General features: G+C 33.7%; 20 protein-coding genes. 4 read left to right on the top strand and 16 right to left on the bottom strand.

The features are described 5' to 3' along the window. Nucleotides 1-101 precede the first annotated feature (101 nt). The 5 genes from accC to OS191_RS06035 all read right to left on the bottom strand — a co-directional run bounded on the left by accC (nt 102) and on the right by OS191_RS06035 (nt 4,588). Entirely contained in the window at nt 102-1,544 is a 1,443-nt protein-coding gene (accC, locus tag OS191_RS06015; protein WP_267154821.1) for an acetyl-CoA carboxylase biotin carboxylase subunit, read from the bottom strand. Between the two features lies 1 nt (nt 1,545). Then, on the bottom strand, nt 1,546-2,031 hold the full coding sequence (locus tag OS191_RS06020; protein WP_267154822.1) for an acyl-CoA carboxylase biotin carboxyl carrier protein subunit: 486 nt from the start codon (nt 2,029-2,031) through the stop codon (nt 1,546-1,548). Between the two features lie 157 nt (nt 2,032-2,188). Next, nucleotides 2,189-2,863, bottom strand: coding sequence for a PrsW family intramembrane metalloprotease (locus OS191_RS06025; protein WP_267154823.1), 675 nt, complete (start codon nt 2,861-2,863; stop codon nt 2,189-2,191). A gap of 18 nt (nt 2,864-2,881) precedes the next feature. Then, nucleotides 2,882-3,433 (bottom strand): NUDIX hydrolase, encoded by a 552-nt coding sequence (locus OS191_RS06030; protein WP_267154824.1) that lies wholly within the window; start codon nt 3,431-3,433, stop codon nt 2,882-2,884. Between the two features lie 66 nt (nt 3,434-3,499). Beyond that, entirely contained in the window at nt 3,500-4,588 is a 1,089-nt protein-coding gene (locus OS191_RS06035; RefSeq protein WP_267154825.1) for a M42 family metallopeptidase, read from the bottom strand. 157 nt (nt 4,589-4,745) lie between these two features. On the opposite strand from OS191_RS06035, the gene OS191_RS06040 reads away from it, so the two are divergent. Together OS191_RS06040 and trhA are read left to right on the top strand one after the other, a co-directional pair. Further along, complete coding sequence (locus tag OS191_RS06040) at nt 4,746-5,408, top strand: DUF4294 domain-containing protein (RefSeq protein WP_267154826.1); 663 nt, start codon at nt 4,746-4,748, stop codon at nt 5,406-5,408. After that, complete coding sequence (gene trhA / locus OS191_RS06045; RefSeq protein ID WP_267154827.1) at nt 5,396-6,040, top strand: PAQR family membrane homeostasis protein TrhA; 645 nt, start codon at nt 5,396-5,398, stop codon at nt 6,038-6,040. The genes OS191_RS06040 and trhA overlap by 13 nt, the downstream gene beginning before the upstream one ends. Nucleotide 6,041: 1 nt before the next feature. Here trhA and OS191_RS06050 read toward each other — a convergent pair whose 3' ends face one another. The 4 genes from OS191_RS06050 to OS191_RS06065 all read right to left on the bottom strand — a co-directional run bounded on the left by OS191_RS06050 (nt 6,042) and on the right by OS191_RS06065 (nt 8,726). After that, on the bottom strand, nt 6,042-6,587 hold the full coding sequence (locus OS191_RS06050; protein ID WP_267154828.1) for a DUF4833 domain-containing protein: 546 nt from the start codon (nt 6,585-6,587) through the stop codon (nt 6,042-6,044). A 61-nt stretch (nt 6,588-6,648) separates the two neighbouring features. Then, nucleotides 6,649-7,077 carry a DUF4268 domain-containing protein gene (locus OS191_RS06055; RefSeq protein ID WP_267154829.1) on the bottom strand — a complete coding sequence of 143 codons (429 nt, stop codon included), beginning with the start codon at nt 7,075-7,077 and terminating at the stop codon, nt 6,649-6,651. A gap of 171 nt (nt 7,078-7,248) precedes the next feature. After that, on the bottom strand, nt 7,249-7,923 hold the full coding sequence (locus OS191_RS06060; RefSeq protein ID WP_267154830.1) for a ZIP family metal transporter: 675 nt from the start codon (nt 7,921-7,923) through the stop codon (nt 7,249-7,251). A gap of 71 nt (nt 7,924-7,994) precedes the next feature. Then, nucleotides 7,995-8,726 carry a class I SAM-dependent methyltransferase gene (locus tag OS191_RS06065; RefSeq protein WP_267154831.1) on the bottom strand — a complete coding sequence of 244 codons (732 nt, stop codon included), beginning with the start codon at nt 8,724-8,726 and terminating at the stop codon, nt 7,995-7,997. A gap of 205 nt (nt 8,727-8,931) precedes the next feature. Here OS191_RS06065 and OS191_RS06070 point away from each other — a divergent pair, with 205 nt between their 5' ends. Continuing rightward, on the top strand, nt 8,932-10,089 hold the full coding sequence (locus tag OS191_RS06070) for a THUMP domain-containing class I SAM-dependent RNA methyltransferase (protein ID WP_267154832.1): 1,158 nt from the start codon (nt 8,932-8,934) through the stop codon (nt 10,087-10,089). Between the two features lie 158 nt (nt 10,090-10,247). Here OS191_RS06070 and OS191_RS06075 read toward each other — a convergent pair whose 3' ends face one another. The 7 genes from OS191_RS06075 to rlmD all read right to left on the bottom strand — a co-directional run bounded on the left by OS191_RS06075 (nt 10,248) and on the right by rlmD (nt 15,204). After that, on the bottom strand, nt 10,248-10,859 hold the full coding sequence (locus tag OS191_RS06075) for a MarR family winged helix-turn-helix transcriptional regulator (RefSeq protein ID WP_267154833.1): 612 nt from the start codon (nt 10,857-10,859) through the stop codon (nt 10,248-10,250). Nucleotides 10,860-10,924: 65 nt separating this feature from the next. After that, nucleotides 10,925-11,188, bottom strand: coding sequence for a DUF2024 family protein (locus OS191_RS06080; RefSeq protein ID WP_267154834.1), 264 nt, complete (start codon nt 11,186-11,188; stop codon nt 10,925-10,927). After that, nucleotides 11,185-11,901 carry a hypothetical protein gene (locus OS191_RS06085; protein ID WP_267154835.1) on the bottom strand — a complete coding sequence of 239 codons (717 nt, stop codon included), beginning with the start codon at nt 11,899-11,901 and terminating at the stop codon, nt 11,185-11,187. The genes OS191_RS06080 and OS191_RS06085 overlap by 4 nt, the downstream gene beginning before the upstream one ends. A gap of 12 nt (nt 11,902-11,913) precedes the next feature. Beyond that, nucleotides 11,914-12,147: a thioredoxin family protein gene (locus OS191_RS06090; protein WP_267154836.1), complete on the bottom strand. Its 234-nt coding sequence runs from the start codon at nt 12,145-12,147 to the stop codon at nt 11,914-11,916. A 391-nt stretch (nt 12,148-12,538) separates the two neighbouring features. Next, a complete protein-coding gene (locus OS191_RS06095; protein ID WP_267154837.1) occupies nt 12,539-13,270 on the bottom strand; it encodes a DUF6048 family protein in 732 nt (243 codons plus the stop codon). Then, nucleotides 13,236-13,769, bottom strand: coding sequence for a DUF6452 family protein (locus tag OS191_RS06100; protein WP_267154838.1), 534 nt, complete (start codon nt 13,767-13,769; stop codon nt 13,236-13,238). Before OS191_RS06100 ends, OS191_RS06095 begins: the two co-directional genes overlap by 35 nt. 22 nt (nt 13,770-13,791) lie before the next feature. After that, nucleotides 13,792-15,204 (bottom strand): 23S rRNA (uracil(1939)-C(5))-methyltransferase RlmD, encoded by a 1,413-nt coding sequence (gene rlmD, locus OS191_RS06105; protein WP_267154839.1) that lies wholly within the window; start codon nt 15,202-15,204, stop codon nt 13,792-13,794. A 336-nt stretch (nt 15,205-15,540) separates the two neighbouring features. On the opposite strand from rlmD, the gene rocD reads away from it, so the two are divergent. After that, nucleotides 15,541-16,785, top strand: a complete 1,245-nt coding sequence (rocD, locus tag OS191_RS06110) for an ornithine--oxo-acid transaminase (RefSeq protein ID WP_267154840.1) — start codon at nt 15,541-15,543, stop codon at nt 16,783-16,785. The last annotated feature ends 43 nt before the right edge of the window (nt 16,786-16,828 follow it).

A 16,828-nucleotide genomic window follows, 5' to 3' on the forward strand; every position in this document is an offset into this window, starting at 1 on the left:
ACGCAAAGGCGCAAAGCTGTATGTGGTTACTCTTAAGTTCTATTTTAAACTTGAAAACTAGTATTCGAATTTTATTATTTTTGACTACTGATTACTGACTACTACTTCAAAGGAATACGCAAGAGTTTCTGATCTGCTAAATATTTTTTTAAGGCCAAAGTAGCTGCAATTTTTGCTTCCTCTTTTTGCTCTTCTAATAAGGCTTCTGGCGAATAATATTTCTTAACAAAATGGGTGTCGAAATTCCCAGATTTAAAGGCTTCATGTTCGCAGACAAATGTTCCAAAAGGTAAGGTGGTTTGAATCCCTTCTACTTGATAATTTTCTATGGCAGATAACATCAATTGGATCGCTTCGGCTCGCGTATTTCCATAAGTAATTAATTTAGAAAGCATGGGGTCGTAATAAATAGGAATATCCATGCCTTCTTCAAAACCATTATCCACTCTAATATTTTTGCCCACTGGTAATTTATAAACTTCTAAGTTTCCAACACTAGGCAGGAAGTCGTTTAAAGGGTCTTCGGCATAAACACGTAGTTCTAGGGCGTGACCATTTATTTTTAAATCTTCTTGTTTAATAGGAAGGGTTTCACCTCGAGCCACCAAAATTTGTAATTCTACCAAATCGGTATCCGTTATTAATTCTGTAACCGGATGTTCTACTTGTAAACGGGTGTTCATTTCTAAGAAATAGAAATTTAGTTTTTCATCTAAAAGGAATTCTACAGTTCCAGCTCCAAGATAATCGCAAGATTTTGCCACTTTAACTGCAGCTTCTCCCATTTTCTGACGTAATTCAGGAGTTAAAACTGAAGAAGGAGCTTCCTCTACTACTTTTTGATGGCGACGTTGGACGCTGCATTCTCTTTCGAATAAATGAATGATATTTCCATGGGCATCTGCCATGACCTGAATTTCGATATGTCTAGGAGAACTGACATATTTTTCAATAAATACAGAACCATCCCCAAACGCATTGACAGCTTCACTGATGGCACGATCCATTTGAGATTCGAAATCGGCTTCTTTTTCCACGACGCGCATCCCTTTTCCACCACCTCCAGCCGAGGCTTTAATAAGAATTGGAAAACCAATCTCTTTAGCAATGTTTTTAGCAACAGGGATATCTGTAATGGCTTCGTCGGTTCCAGGAACCATAGGGATATTATAGGTTTTAACAGCTTCTTTAGCTGCTAATTTAGACCCCATAATTTTTATGGCTTTGGATTTTGGACCAATAAAAGTGATGTTGTTTTGCTCGCATAATTCAGCGAAATGTGCGTTTTCACTTAAAAAACCATAACCAGGATGAATGGCATCGACTTCTAAAATTTTTGCGACTTCAATAATTTTGTCTCCTAATAAATAAGACTGATTAGAAGGGGCTTCACCAATTAAAACAGCTTCATCTGCATATTTTACATGAGGAGCATGTCTGTCTGCTGTAGAATAAACAGCAACCGTTTTAATGCCCATTTTTTTTGCAGTTCGCATGACACGAATAGCTATTTCCCCTCTGTTTGCTACTAGTAACTTCTTCATGCTATTCAAACTCTATTAATAATTGGTTTTTATCTACGGTATCACTTTTAGAAACAGATATAGATTTAATAATCCCATCTCTAGGAGCTGTAAGTGCATTTTCCATTTTCATGGCTTCAAGAATTAAAAGCACATCATCTTCTTTCACTTCTTGTCCAACCTTTACATGGATATCTAAAATCAATCCAGGCATAGGCGCTTTAATGTCGTTGACCATTTTTGAAGCGCCAACTTCAAAGCCCATATCTTTAATTAGCAGGTCTAAGTCGTTAAATACGTCGATATTATACGTGTTATTATTAACCTTTACTTGATATGTTTTTGTGTTAAAATCGGATGAGATGATGTCACATTTATAAGATTTGTTTTCTTGTAGAACATGATATTCTGATGAAGAAACTGTTATAGCATCAAGTTTAGAAACCTCTTCTGAAGTGATGTCAAAATCGAATGCTTTATTCACATTCACTTTGTATGATTGATTCATATAGTTTTATTTGAAGTTGTAAATATAAGGATTTATGAGGAGTGTTAAATTCTAAATCCTAAAAACTAAATTCCAATAATTAGTCTCAGTTTTCAGGGGCGGTTATCAGCCTCAGTCTCATCTTTTTGAAGAGAAGGGTTGTGAGAAAGTACTACCTTTAAACCTTAAAAAATGAATTCTTCTGATGAGCTTTAATAGCTTTTTTAGACAGATATAAGCCAAGACCAAGGGATACAAAAGCGCCAATCCAAATTCCCGGAATAAAATCTATAAACAAGAAGAAATCGTAAGCTCCATGAAATAATACCGCCAGAAAAAGACCTAATAAGTTATATTTAGAAGGGTGTTTGGTAAATTTTGCCTTTCCCATAAAATAGCCCATAAGGACTCCAAAAGTAGCATGAGCCGGAACTGCTGTAAAGGCTCTTAATAAAGCAACTTGATAGCCACCTTCAATAACATACATGATGTTTTCTGTGGCCGCAAATCCCATAGAAACCATAACGGCATACATAATGCCATCATAGGGTTCGTTAAATTCTTTATTGGGTTGGGCAAAAAAACGGACAATAATGTACTTGCTAAATTCTTCTATAACAGCCACTACAAGAAAGGCTTTAAAGAATTGCTGTATAACGCTAAATTCATCATTAAGGGTTATCACAGCATCGGAACCATAATATAAAATAGTGGCAATTAAAATACTTACAATAGCGCCAAGCAAAAAGTTATATAGCAATAATCTTCTAGGCTCTTTTTCGTATTCATCTTTGCAATATATGTATAGAATGATGGCGAGAACAGGTGCAATGGCAGCTAGGAGTAGGTTCATAAAGCTAAAATAATAAAATTATATCTGTTGAAGAATATGCTTAAAAACAATTTTATAATATGTTTTATTTGAGGCCACAAAATGATTGTTTTCTTCAGTGAATTGTAGCAGTTCTTCAAACTTTATTCGACTAATTAGTTTTAAGTTTTCAACTTCATCTTTTTGAGGTTTTAACTCACTGATATCTGTTGTCAATTCAGTTATAAACGTATGATGAAATTCATTGTCGATGATCCCATTGTCATAACTTTGAAAACAAGGGAAGACTCCAATTTTGTTTAAATCAGTTTCTGAAATAGTCAAACCAATTTCCTCTTGAGTTTCTCTAATGGCAGCTTCTTCAATAGTTTCGCCAGCATCTACATGGCCGGCAACAGAGACATCCCAAAGTAAAGGACAAATAGATTTTGTAGCAGCACGTTGCGCTAATAAAATTTGCCCATCACGGGTGTAAAACCAAATATGAGCCGTATTGTGGTAAAGTCCTTTTCTGTGGATTTCAGACTTTAATGCTGTTTTTCCCGTTGGTTCTCCGGTTTCTGTTACAATATCTATAAGTTCTTCAGTCATATTAAAAAAAGCCTCCTATTATAGAGGCTTTATTTTTATTAAAAGTTTATAAATGTCGCTTAGCGACTATTTAAAATATGAAAACGTTTCTCCGTCTTCTATTTTTAGTAGCGTTTCGTAAATTAATTTAATCACGTTCTCCACATCGTCTCTATGAACCATTTCTACTGTGGTGTGCATATAACGTAGTGGTAAAGAAATTAATGCCGAAGCTACGCCACCGTTGCTATAAGCAAAAGCATCTGTATCTGTACCTGTAGCTCTCGAAAGGGCAGAACGTTGAAAAGGAATTTTCTTTTCTTCAGCAGTATCTGTAATTAAATCTCTTAGTTTTTGTTGTACAGCAGGAGCATATGCTACTACAGGACCTAAACCAAGCTCTAAATGACCTTCTTTTTCCTTTTTGATCATAGGAGTTGTTGTGTCATGTGTGACATCTGTTACAATAGCCACATTTGGTTTGATGGTTTGAGTAATCATTTCTGCACCACGTAAACCAATTTCTTCCTGTACCGAATTGGTAATATATAAACCAAAAGGAAGTTCCTTCTTGTTTTCTTTTAGTAACCGAGCGACTTCAGCAATCATAAAACCACCCATTCTGTTGTCTAAAGCGCGACAAACAAATTTGTCACCGTTTAGTATATGGAACTCATCTGGGTATGTTATAACACATCCTACATGAATGCCCATTTTTTCCACTTCAGCCTTGTCTTTAGCTCCCACGTCTATGGTAATATTGTCTGGTTTTGGTGCTTCTTCTTTAGATTTATTTCTGGTGTGGATAGCTGGCCAGCCAAAAACACCTTTTACAATACCATTCTTTGTATGAATATTCACGATTTTACTGGGCGCAATCTGGTGGTCACTACCTCCATTTCTAATTACATAAATCAAACCGTTATCTGTAATATAGTTTACGTACCAGGAAATTTCATCGGAATGTCCTTCAATAACCACCTTGTATTTTGCTTTCGGATTGATAACGCCAACAGCCGTACCATAGGTGTCTGTAATAAATTCATCCACATAAGGTTCTAGATAATTCATCCAGATTTTTTGCCCTTCCCACTCGTATCCGGTTGGTGAGGCATTGTTTAAATATGTTTCTAAAAAATCCAATGATTTTTTGTTTAAAATGCTCTTTTTTGCCATGTTAAATTATTTTGCACTAAAATAATAATATTAATAGTATTTTAAGGTTAATGCTTTGGTAAATTATTAATTTTACCAATGTTTTGGAACGATTTTGGATTCAACTATTTAAAAATAAACATGGTGACCTGACATTCGGGATTCATGTAAAATAAATATGAAAAAACTAGTTTACCTACTTTTATGTTTGCCTTTATTTGCCCATGCTCAGATAGATTCTCTTGATACGGAAAACTCTGATGTGGAATATATCTTTTTTGAGGGAGATACCATTCCTCATACTGCTATTAATTTAAATGAAGTATTGTTGCTGCATAAACTTAAATTCGATAGCAACCAGGACAGAAAACGCTACTTAATTTTAAGACGAAAAACCATAAAAGTCTATCCATACGCTAAATTGGCGGCCGAACGCTTGGAGTCTTTAAACGAGCGTATGGCTTCTATTAAAAAGAAAAGCGATCAAAAAAAATATGCTCGGATTATTCAAACTTATATCGAAGATGAATTTGCTGAAGAACTCAAGAAGTTAACCAGAACAGAAGGTCAGATCTTAGTAAAACTTATATACAGACAAACGGGAGAAACCACCTTCGATTTAATAAAACGTTTACGAAGTGGCTGGCGTGCTTTTTGGTTTAATAGTACAGCAAACTTGTTCAACATATCTTTAAAGGAAGTTTACGATCCCGAGAATGTTAAAGAAGATTATTTAATAGAAGATGTTCTACAACGTAATTTTCAAAGTGGAAAGCTAGAACGACAAGACGCTGCCATCAAATTTGACTTTTTAGAACTTACCCAAAAATGGCTAAAATAAAAGATCCGCATACACAAACCTTAGCTGAAGAGCGCCTCAATGCCTTAACTCATGGAGTAGGTGCTGTAATGGGAATTGCAGCCTTAGTTTTGCTTATAGTTTTTAATACAGGTAAAACCGACTGGAGTTTGTTTAGTGTTATAATTTACGGACTTTCAATTATTATTTTGTTTAGTTCTTCCACCTTATATCATGCAGTTCAAGCCGAGAAGCAAAAGCATTATTTCCGTATTATTGATCATATTAGTATTTACCTGTTAATTGCTGGAACCTATACGCCAGTAGCTTTAATTGCTCTGGAACAAAGTAAAGGTTGGCCAATATTCTGGGTGGTATGGGGAATTGCGTTATTAGGTTTGGTCTTGAAATTGTTTTTTACTGGAAAATTTGAGCTTTTTTCAGTATTACTTTATCTCATTATGGGATGGCTAATTGTTATAGACTTTTCTAATCTGGCAGATTACGTAGGAACTAATGGAACTTTGCTTCTATTTGCGGGAGGTTTGTTTTATACCTTAGGTATTGTTTTTTATGCCGTTCATAAAATACCTTATAACCATGTTATTTGGCATTTATTTGTGCTTGGAGGTGCAATTTGCCACTTTTTACTGGTGTTTTTTTATGTGATATAGGTTATTTGTCTAAATAATATTTTTCACTCACTTCTTTTAGTGAATGAAAATCTTTCCCTTCAAATAGAATATAATCTGCTTCTACATGAATTACAGAAAAATTATTTTTTAGCTTGACAAAAATTCTGTCTAATATTAATTTTTGATTATTTATGGTTATATAAACAATAGGTTTTGAATTTGAATCTAGGGTTAGGAAAAAAGGCCTTGTTTTATTAGCGGCAAGATACATTTCAAAAAGATTATTAGAGATGTAATTGGTGGATAAACCATAAGCCATATGCTTTTGAAGTCTGGTTAAAGGCCTTATGACACCTCCTTCTGTATACACTATTCTATATTCTTTTATAGGATTTTCTATGTCTATTGAATCATTTTTTAGTTGGGCATCATACACAAACGTATTGTGATTATTACTGTGTTGAATATAAAAAAGTCTTGTAGGTGTTTTGTTAGGTATTGGATAGCTTTCTTGCCCAAAAACATAAGTTGTTGATGAAAACAATATTAAAATAATACCATATATTTTTAAGAGTAAGTTTTTCATATTTAAACGTAATTAAACCAACTTTCTCAATACCTATTTTTATTTGGTAAATCGGTAAAGTTTATGCCCTAATAATATCTTGATACTCTATAAAGAAAGCTTCTAATTTGCTCATAGTCTCATTAAAAAATTCCATGGTTATACGCCATGATTTTATATTATGAATAGAGACTGGAGCGTCTAAAAGCACATATACTCTAGAAATTTCTTTCCCATTTTCCAAAAAATATTCTTCTTCAAAAATAGCTTCAGGTAAAAAATCATCTTTAAGAATGGATTTTAAGGCCAATAGCTTTCCCCAATGGTTAATTCTACCTTCTAAGTCGTCTTCGAGGTCTAAAGCAACTAAAGCTGTTTTGGTATCAAAATGAAATTTAAGACTAAGGCCTTTTATTTTTGTATCGTATAAAATCCATTTTCTAGGAAAGGACTTACCAAAACTGGTCCAAAATTCTTGTTTTAATAATCTAGATTCCTCTTTGCTGAACATGATTAAAAGTGGTTAGCGGATAGTGAATAGAAAGTTGATAAAGACTAAATATAATTAAAAAAAGATTAAAGCAATAACTAAAATACAACTGCTTAATTAAGAGGTTTTTATATAATAATATTCACACTTTTCCTAAAGTAAATAAACTGTAAATATTAGCTGTCTAATTTATTATATCATATACGCTATAGCTACTCCAAAAAATATGGCTAGTAATTTCGATAAATTAAACTTATGTCCTTCGCTGCTTTCAAACAAAATAACCGTTGAAATATGAAAAAAGATACCAATTACTACAGCATTTATTAAATAAATATAGCTTTCGGGAATGGAAGAACTATTCGATATAAAAGTACCAAGAGGCGTCATGGCAGCAAAGAATATTAGAAAGCCAGCAATCTGCATTTTACTGTAATTAGATTGTACCAAAAAGCTGGTTATTAATGTAGCAATTGGAATTTTATGAATTAAAACACCATAAACCATATCGTTGTGTTGGTGGATTGGAAAGCCTTCCAGAAAACTATGAATACACAAACTGATAAACAACAACCAAGGAAACTGGGTATTGTCCTTATGAATATGAATGTGTCCATGTTCGGCACCTTTAGAGAAAAACTCTAAAATTATTTGTAACAGAATTCCAAACATGATAAACAAACCGGTCTTTTTAGCTTCCATATGATGGTAAACTTCCGGTAGCAAGTCGAATAATGTTAAAGCCAATAAAAAAGCGCCACTAAAAGAGAGTAGGAGTCTAGTAAACAGACTTCGTTTTTGCTTTAAAACCAAAACAATTAAAGCGCCAAGAACGACTGCAAATACTGGTAATAAGTATTGTTTCATATATGTTTTTCACGAATCCCGAAATTTTCGGGAGAAATCTTAATATTAATTAGTCACTTACAAAATACAGGTTATTTAAAAACCATAATCAAGCGTTCAGATGTGTTTTTATGGAATTTATTCAATTTATAATCCCCAAAAATATCTAATAAATAAACTCCAGCCTGTTCAAAAAGCTGTTCAAAATCATTTAGAGTAAAGGCTTTTACCCGTTCTTGAAAACTAAAGGTTTTACCTTTATCTTTAAAAGATATGTCTTTATATAAATAGCCGTCTTTAACATAACGTTTTTGGTGAAAGTCAATGCTTTCAACTGTTTTAATATCTTCAGTTACTAAATTGTTTAATACAAAATCGATATTCATAAAATCGATAACGCCAAAACCGTACTCATTTAAATCGGCATGTATGGCCTCAATGGTTCGTAAATTATCAATCTCTTCCTCAAAATAACCAAAACTTGTAAACAGATTAAAAACAGCATCAAATTTTTTATCGTAAGGTTTGCACATATCATGTACCTCAAAATGTAAATTGTCTTTCTCAAATTGTTTCGCGTAAGCAATGCTATTTTCAGATAAATCTACTCCGGTAACATCATACCCTAAAGAGCTTAAATACAGAGAGTGTCTTCCTTTTCCACAAGCCAAATCTAGAATTTTTCCATGTTCTGGCAGGTTTAAATAATTGGTAAGATTATCCATAAACATCTGCGCTTCCTCATGATCTCTGTCTTTATATAAAATATGGTAATATGGTGTGTCAAACCACGAAGCATACCATTGTGTTGTATTTTTTGTCATATAAACTTCCCTAAACCAGGGAGGATTTTTATTTGGGGGTTACTCCACTACGTTGTCACTCCGTAGAGTCAGGCTTTCGCAAGTCGCTTTTTTATTTTATAAAACGATAAAATAAAAAGAGCTCCAACAATTGCTCAATCCTTAACCCAATTAATTTAAGTTGCCACAAAAATACTGTATTTTTGCATTCTATTTAATATCTACAATGGAGAATAATTTTAAAATGGTTGCCAAAACTTTATTTGGCTTTGAAGAATTACTTGCAAAAGAGCTTACTCAACTTGGAGCACAAGATGTTAAGATTGGTGTTAGAAACGTTAGTTTTACTGGTGATAAAGGCTTTATGTATAAGGCAAACTTGGGGTTGCGTACAGCTATTAAAATCTTAAAGCCTATTGAAACATTTAAAGTGCGCAACGAACAAGATTTGTACGATAAGATTTATAAAATGTCCTGGGAGAACTATTTAAAGCCAACAGGAACTTTGGCTGTAGATGCAACAATTAATTCGACAGTTTTTACACATTCTCTTTATATAGCTCAAAAAACCAAAGATGCTATTGTAGATAAATTTAGAGAAACTTCAGGGCAAAGACCTAATGTAGATTTAAAGTTTCCTGATTTAAAAATTAATGTTCATATAGATAGAGAGGTTTGTAATATTTCTTTAGATTCTTCGGGAGATTCACTACATAAACGAGGCTATAAAACAGCAACTAATATTGCTCCAATAAACGAGGTCCTTGCTGCTGGAATGGTCATGCTTTCTGGCTGGGACGGGCAATCTGATTTTATGGATCCTATGTGTGGTAGTGGCACTATTTTAGCCGAAGCAGCTATGATTGCCTGTAATATTCCACCTAATTTAATGCGAAAAGAATTTGCATTTGAACGTTGGGCAGATTGGGATGTAGAATTATTTGAAAAAATAGAAGAATCGCTTTTAAGTAAAACTAGAGATTTTCACTATAAAATAATGGGTTATGATAAATCTCCAAGTGCTGTTGAAAAAGCTAAGGATAATATTAAAAACGCCCACCTTGAAGAGTTTATAAGTATTCAACACGAAGATTTTTTCAAGACTCAAAAGGCTGGAGAACACAAGTTACATATGGTATTTAATCCGCCTTATGGCGAACGTTTAGATATTGATATGGAAGAGTTCTATAAAAATATTGGTGATACGCTTAAGCAAGGATATCCTGGAACAGATGCATGGTTTATTACTTCAAATTTAGAAGCCTTAAAACATGTTGGCTTGCGTCCTTCAAGAAAAATTCACTTGGTAAACGCCAAATTGGAAGCGCGTTTGGTTAAGTATGTTATGTATGAAGGAAGTAAAAAAGCAAAATTTAATGATTAGAATTGGTTATCGGTTATCGGTTATCGGTTATCGGTTATCGGTTATCGTTTGAGTTCTTTTTAAAGAAGGTTCAACATCAGAAATCCGTTAAAACTTGGCAATATTTAAAGGCGGTGTTTGCTCCAATTTTAACTTCATTTACTAATAGAACATATTTTTTATTCTGTGTTTTTAGCATCAAACTCTGGACAATCTATTCGAATGTCTGAAACTTTAAGGGGTTTATCCAAAAGGTTGCAATAATGTCCACCTTTTTTGTTGTCGTAAAACTTACAACCATAACAGGTTCTTTGTACGGTTAAAATTCCTGCCTGGTTTAGCTTGTATATAACCTGACTTAGGGATTTAAATACATCTTCACGTTTTGAGGGTTCTAAGGTTTCTATCTGTGTGTTAATAGGATTGGCAAAGTCTTCTGTTTCTGTAATAAGATGCTTGCCCGAAGGCGTTAAAACCATTGAAAAACTTCTGCTGTCTGAAAGCGAAGCTTTCTTTTCTATATGTCCTTTTTTAATTAGTGCTTTTACAGCATCGCTAACCGTTGGCTTTGTCACGTTAAATTCGTTTGCAATATAACTTACATTACAAAAGTCCTGTTTGTGGTATGCAATAAATAGTAATATTTGTATTTGAATAGGGCTTAAACCAAATGTTTTCGCTTTTTCCCATAGCAGCACCTTAAACGCTTGAGAAATACGCTCTAAGGCCACTATAATTTTGCTTGAGGTATTGTGATTTTGATACTCGGGATTAAAAATAGAATCTGTCATAACTCGTGTGTATAAAATTGCCTATCCAATATATCAGATAGGCAAAGTTAGTCATCCTAATCAAATTAGTTGCAATGTTCCATTTCAATAATATAAAAACCTACTTTTTCTATAGCCTTGATCATGCTGTCTGTTGCTTGTTCTATATGGCAAAACTTACATTCGCTGGCTGTTAGTTTTCCTGTTTTAAAAGGTTTAGATTCTAAATATGTTTTCCCATAATTAAATATGGTCTCTTCTTTAGATAAACTACTTGGCACTAAAATATCGAAGTGCATGATGTTGCCATCTTCTCTTTGGACATAGGTGTCCCAAACGGATACTTTCATTTTTTAACTGTATATGGTAAACTTAAATTGCCACTGGCTACACTATATACCTGATAAACACTAAGCATAGGTAACTCTGGATTGCTGGTATTTACTTTTAAAAAGGCTGTAACCCCATCAAAGTTAAAATTAATTTGATGATTTATACGGTAATCCGGTACAATTACAGTAATTGTATGGTCTTTTGTTATAACCTGAAAGCCTGGCGAATCCATAAACATGGGCATTCCTGGATTTGTAGGAGTCAAGGTTACTGAGGTGTCTCCTTTTTTAAATTGCTTTACAGCCAGACCACCTGGTACAAGTTCGTTTTTAACTAGTACCACCCAATGTGGGTGCCAGATAATACCATCGTTTAGATAGTTTTTATCTGCATTTTCATCCCAGAGAGGAGTGTCGTCAAAATCAGGATGCGATGTTAGAGCTAAGGCCAGTATGCCATCTGTTTCGCTAAAACCTACATCTGTAGGTTTTAAGTTAGTAGGAAAAACATAGCCTAAAACAGGAGCTCCATCCAATTGTCCGGCTTTAATGGGTTTTGTTTCTCCAGCGTTTCCTTTTACGCCAATGGTCCATACACTTAGGGCCCATTCTTCGTTATGTGACACTTCAACAGTTTCTATGTCAAAATTAGTGCCTTCGTAATTTGCTTCTTGGGCTTTGCTGTATGAGATTATAAGCAAAACCATTGTGAGGAGTATCGTGTTTTTCATAATATATTCTTGTTATGCTTTTACTTCGGCCATAGAAGCTCCATGATTAATATGTAAGACATTTCCTGTGGCTGTTACCATGGCAGGAACAGACTTTACGCCGGCTTTTTCAGCTTCTTCAATACGGTTTCTGTGTTCACTGATGTTAACAATTTCCAGCTTGTCTTTTCCTACTAATTCTACAATATCGTGTTCTGCACTAACACATACGGAACATCCTGCGTGATAAAAAATGGGTTTTTTCATAATTATAATTTTAAATTAATACTTGTTTATGAATCAAATATAGTAAGGAATCCTAACAATAAAAAATATCTATTGAAATTTAACACTTTTAGGGTGGAATAATGTGGTTCTTTTTTAATGGGGTTATAGGGAGGTCTGGTAATGGATTATTGGGTTGTAGTGTAATTGTTCAATAAGCTAAAGGCAAAGATAATGGCATAATAGGGGTTAAAGGGCTAATGGTTAGCTGTTAATTTAGGAATAATGATTAAACGATAATTTACAGAGGTGAGAGACTGTCCTTGTTTGTTGCAATTGGTTTTTAATTAAATTTCAGGAATGCGCAGGAACTCAGATTTTGTACTTATTTTTAAGTTCCACTTCGATTTAAGTTGAATTTCAATATAGAAAACTACTTATCTCTTTTATAAAAAGGAATGAGGTAAGATACTGTATAGCCATAACCAAAGCCAAAGCCACCACTATCATAAGTTTTTTGAAAACCAGGGATGTAAAGGTTTTCAAAATTTTCGGGTTGGTCATCATTGATCATGTATTTAAATTGGGCATTTAAACCTAAGTATAAATTATTTATAACTTCTACTTTCAAACCAACAATAAACTCTCCCCAAAGCGCTGTAAGACCGCTAAATTTTTCACCTTCTTCAGATGTAAATTGAGGCGCCCAATATTGATCTTGTGAATACACGCCATAATTGTTTAGGGTTTGGCTAAACGTGCTTGCTCCAATTCGAAAACCACCATAAATCATGTTTTCCATGCCGAACCAGTTTTCATAGGCATTATAATCTACTCCAGCTTTAAAATAACTCCCTTGAGTGGTTACATTAATATAATCGTTAGCTGTTAGTTTTTCTTCGACTCCAATTTCTCCTGCTAGATACCATTTTTTGGTAAGTCGGTAATCCCCATTAATCTCAAAGCCTTTATATTCGTCGTCGACAAAAGACCTAATAATTTTGCCTAAATCTCCACCTAAACGGAGTCCGTAACTTTCTTTGTGTTTAATAGAATCTGTTTTAGTGCTAATAATACTGTCGTTTTGAGCTTGGGTTGTAGCACAAAAGACAAATAAAATAACTAAAGAATTAATGATATATTTTATAGTGAATGTCATCTTCATGCTCTACAGTTTGATTATCGTTTACAGATTGTGCTAATTGGATCCATTTGTTTCCATCATCTTCAACCGTTATTACTACATTTTCAAAAATGGTTTTGTAGCCACAAGCACGTGAGACATAAACTTCTTTTCTTACATAGTTTATAGTAATGGTATCTGGATTCCCCAAAACATTATCATTTTCATCAATTTTATATCCTTTATGAAGGATAAATTGGGTACTGTTTTCGGTTGTTTTTAAAGGTAAAAAAAGTTCTTTTTGTGCTTTGCTGCCATCATAAGTTGATAAAACTCCAGGATCTGGATCACCGATTCCAGTAACCCTAAGTCTGTTTACATTCTTTGGTGTATTTTCAGTTGGAAAATTAATATCGTAAAAAGCGATATGCATTTTTGGAGTAGTTTCTGTTGTTTCAGAACAGATATCGTCTTTTTCACAACCAAAAAGAGTTATAAAAAAAACAAGTAAAGGAATTAAAATAATTTTAAAGCGTTTCATTCACAAAATAGTTAATTAACGATTATCGTCTTTCCAAAAGTACAACATTTTCTACATGATGTGTTTGTGGGAACATATCTACAGGTCTTACTTTTGTAATCTGATACATGTCCTTCATTAAAGCTAGATCTCTAGCCTGTGTGGCACTGTTACAACTTACGTATACGACCTTTTTAGGAGCAATATTTAGTATTTGCTGAACCACATCTTTATGCATACCATCTCTGGGAGGATCTGTAATAATAACATCTGGATGACCATGAGTTTTAATAAAAGCCTCGTTGAAAACACTTTTCATATCTCCAACGTAGAATTCAACGTTTTCTATGCCGTTTAATTGTGCATTTTCTTTAGCTGCTAAAATAGCATCGGGAACAGCTTCAACACCAATCACTTTTTTTGCTTGTTTAGCAACAAATTGCGCAATAGTTCCAGTTCCAGTATATAAATCGTAAACTAATTCGTCTCCAGTTAAATCAGCGTAATCTCTGGTAATTTTATAAAGTTGATAGGCTTGGTCTGAGTTTGTTTGGTAGAACGATTTGGCATTTATTTTAAATCTCAAACCTTCCATTTCTTCAAAAATATGATCTTGTCCCTTATAGCAAATAACGTCTTGATCGTAAATAGTATCATTAGCCTTCTCGTTAATAACATATTGTAAGGAGGTTATTTCAGGAAAAGTTTCAGTCAGATAATTTAATAGTAATTCTCTCTTGTTCTTATCTTCTTTAAAAAACTGAACCATCACCATAATATCTCCTGTTGAAGATGTGCGAAGCATTAAGGTACGTAATAAACCTGTTTGATTTCTTGTATTAAAAAACTCTAGATCGTTTTTAAGAGCAAATTCTTTGACTGCATTTCTAATAGCGTTAGATGGGGCTGCTTGTAAATGACATTTTTTAATATCTAAAATCTTATCCCACATGCCAGGAATATGAAAACCTAAAGCATTTCTATCTCCTAAGTCTTTATCGGATTGTACTTCTTCTACAGTTAGCCAACGACTGTCACTAAAGGAGAATTCCATTTTATTTCTATAGAAGTATTCGTTTTTAGATCCTAAAATAGGAGTTACTTCTGGTAATTCTAAATGTCCTAAGCGAGTTAGGTTATTTACCACCTCTTTTTGTTTGTAATACAACTGGTGTTCGTAGCCCATATCTTGCCATTTACAACCACCACAGGTTCCAAAATGCTCGCAAACTGGAGTAGTACGTTTGTCGGAAAGTTTATGGAAGGCAATGGCTTTTCCTTCGTAATATGCTTTTCGTTTTTTAAAGGTTTGTACATCAACTATATCGCCAGGAACTGCATTTGGCAAAAAAATCACTTTCCCATCTGCTGCCTTTGCTATGGTTTTTCCTTTAGCACCAGCATCTACAACTTCTACGTTTGTAAATACTTGTTTTTTATTTTTTCTTCTAGACATGCTGCAAAAGTAAGGAAAGGATTTGCTATTTACGCGTTCTGATTTACGAATTTTTTACAAGATATGAATCACTAAAATATTATTTTAATTTTTTATATGAAACGATAATTTCTGGAGATTATATCTTTCCATAAAAATACTTTTTATTCGTTTAAATAAGGTGATAAAATCAAATAGGAAAACACTTTCCATAATCCGAGATATTTAGTAATTTTGCAAATCCTAGGGATGATTTCTCTCCCACGCTGAATTTTCGTATCGATACGTATCGGGATTTCGAAAAGATAAAGGTATAGTAGGAATGGTTATTTATTCATCAACTATAAATTTATTAAAATGGCTAGTTTAGACCAATTAACATCGCAAGAAGCGATAGATTTAGAAAACAAGTATGGCGCACACAATTACCATCCACTTCCAGTAGTGCTGAGTAAAGGGGAAGGTGTTTATGTATGGGACGTAGAAGGGAAAAAATATTACGACTTTCTGTCTGCTTACTCTGCAGTAAACCAAGGACACTGTCACCCAAGAATTGTAGGTGCTATGACCAAACAAGCAGAAACCTTAACATTAACGTCTAGAGCATTTCATAACGATATGCTGGGGAAATATGAAAAATTTGCTTGCGAATTTTTTGGTTTCGATAAGTTATTACCAATGAATACAGGTGCTGAAGCTGTGGAAACTGCTTTAAAAATTTGTAGAAAATGGGCTTACGAAGTAAAAGGGATTGATGAAAATGAAGCCGAGATTGTTGTTTGCGAAAACAATTTCCACGGAAGAACTACAACTATTATCTCTTTTTCTAACGATCCTGTTGCCAGAAAGAATTTTGGACCTTATACCAAAGGGTTTATAAAAATTGCATACGATAATTTAGAAGCTTTAGAAGCAGAATTAAAAAGCAATCCAAATATTGCTGGATTTTTAGCAGAACCTATTCAAGGGGAAGCTGGTGTTTTTGTTCCACAAGAAGGCTATTTAGCAAAAGCAAAAGCTCTATGCGAAAAATACAATGTGTTGTTTATTGCAGACGAAGTACAAACTGGAATTGCTAGAACCGGAAGGTTGTTAGCTGTAGATCATGAAAATGTAAAACCAGATTTATTAGTGCTTGGAAAAGCATTAAGTGGTGGAGCATATCCTGTATCTGCTGTTTTAGCAGATAATGCTATAATGGATGTGATTAGACCAGGAAACCACGGATCTACTTTTGGAGGAAATCCAGTAGCTGCTGCTGTTGCTATTGCTGCATTAGAAGTAGTTAAAGAAGAAAACCTTGCTGAAAATGCTGAAAAACTTGGAAAGCTGTTTAGATCTGAATTAAACAAATATATTGAAACAACTGACTTGGTAGAATTAGTTAGAGGTAAAGGGTTGTTGAATGCGATTGTAATTAACGACGATGAAGAAAGTGAAACAGCTTGGAATATTTGTTTAGCTTTACGTGATAACGGCCTATTAGCAAAACCAACTCATGGAAATATTATTCGTTTTGCTCCACCTTTGGTGATGAATGAAGAACAATTATTAGATTGTGTTTCAATTATAGTTAAAACATTAAAGCAGTTTGAAAAATAATAAAACCTAAAAGGTTTTAGAAAGTATTAAAAAGCGACTATTT

This window comes from Xanthomarina sp. F2636L, assembly GCF_026410195.1.
Classification (GTDB): domain Bacteria; phylum Bacteroidota; class Bacteroidia; order Flavobacteriales; family Flavobacteriaceae; genus Xanthomarina.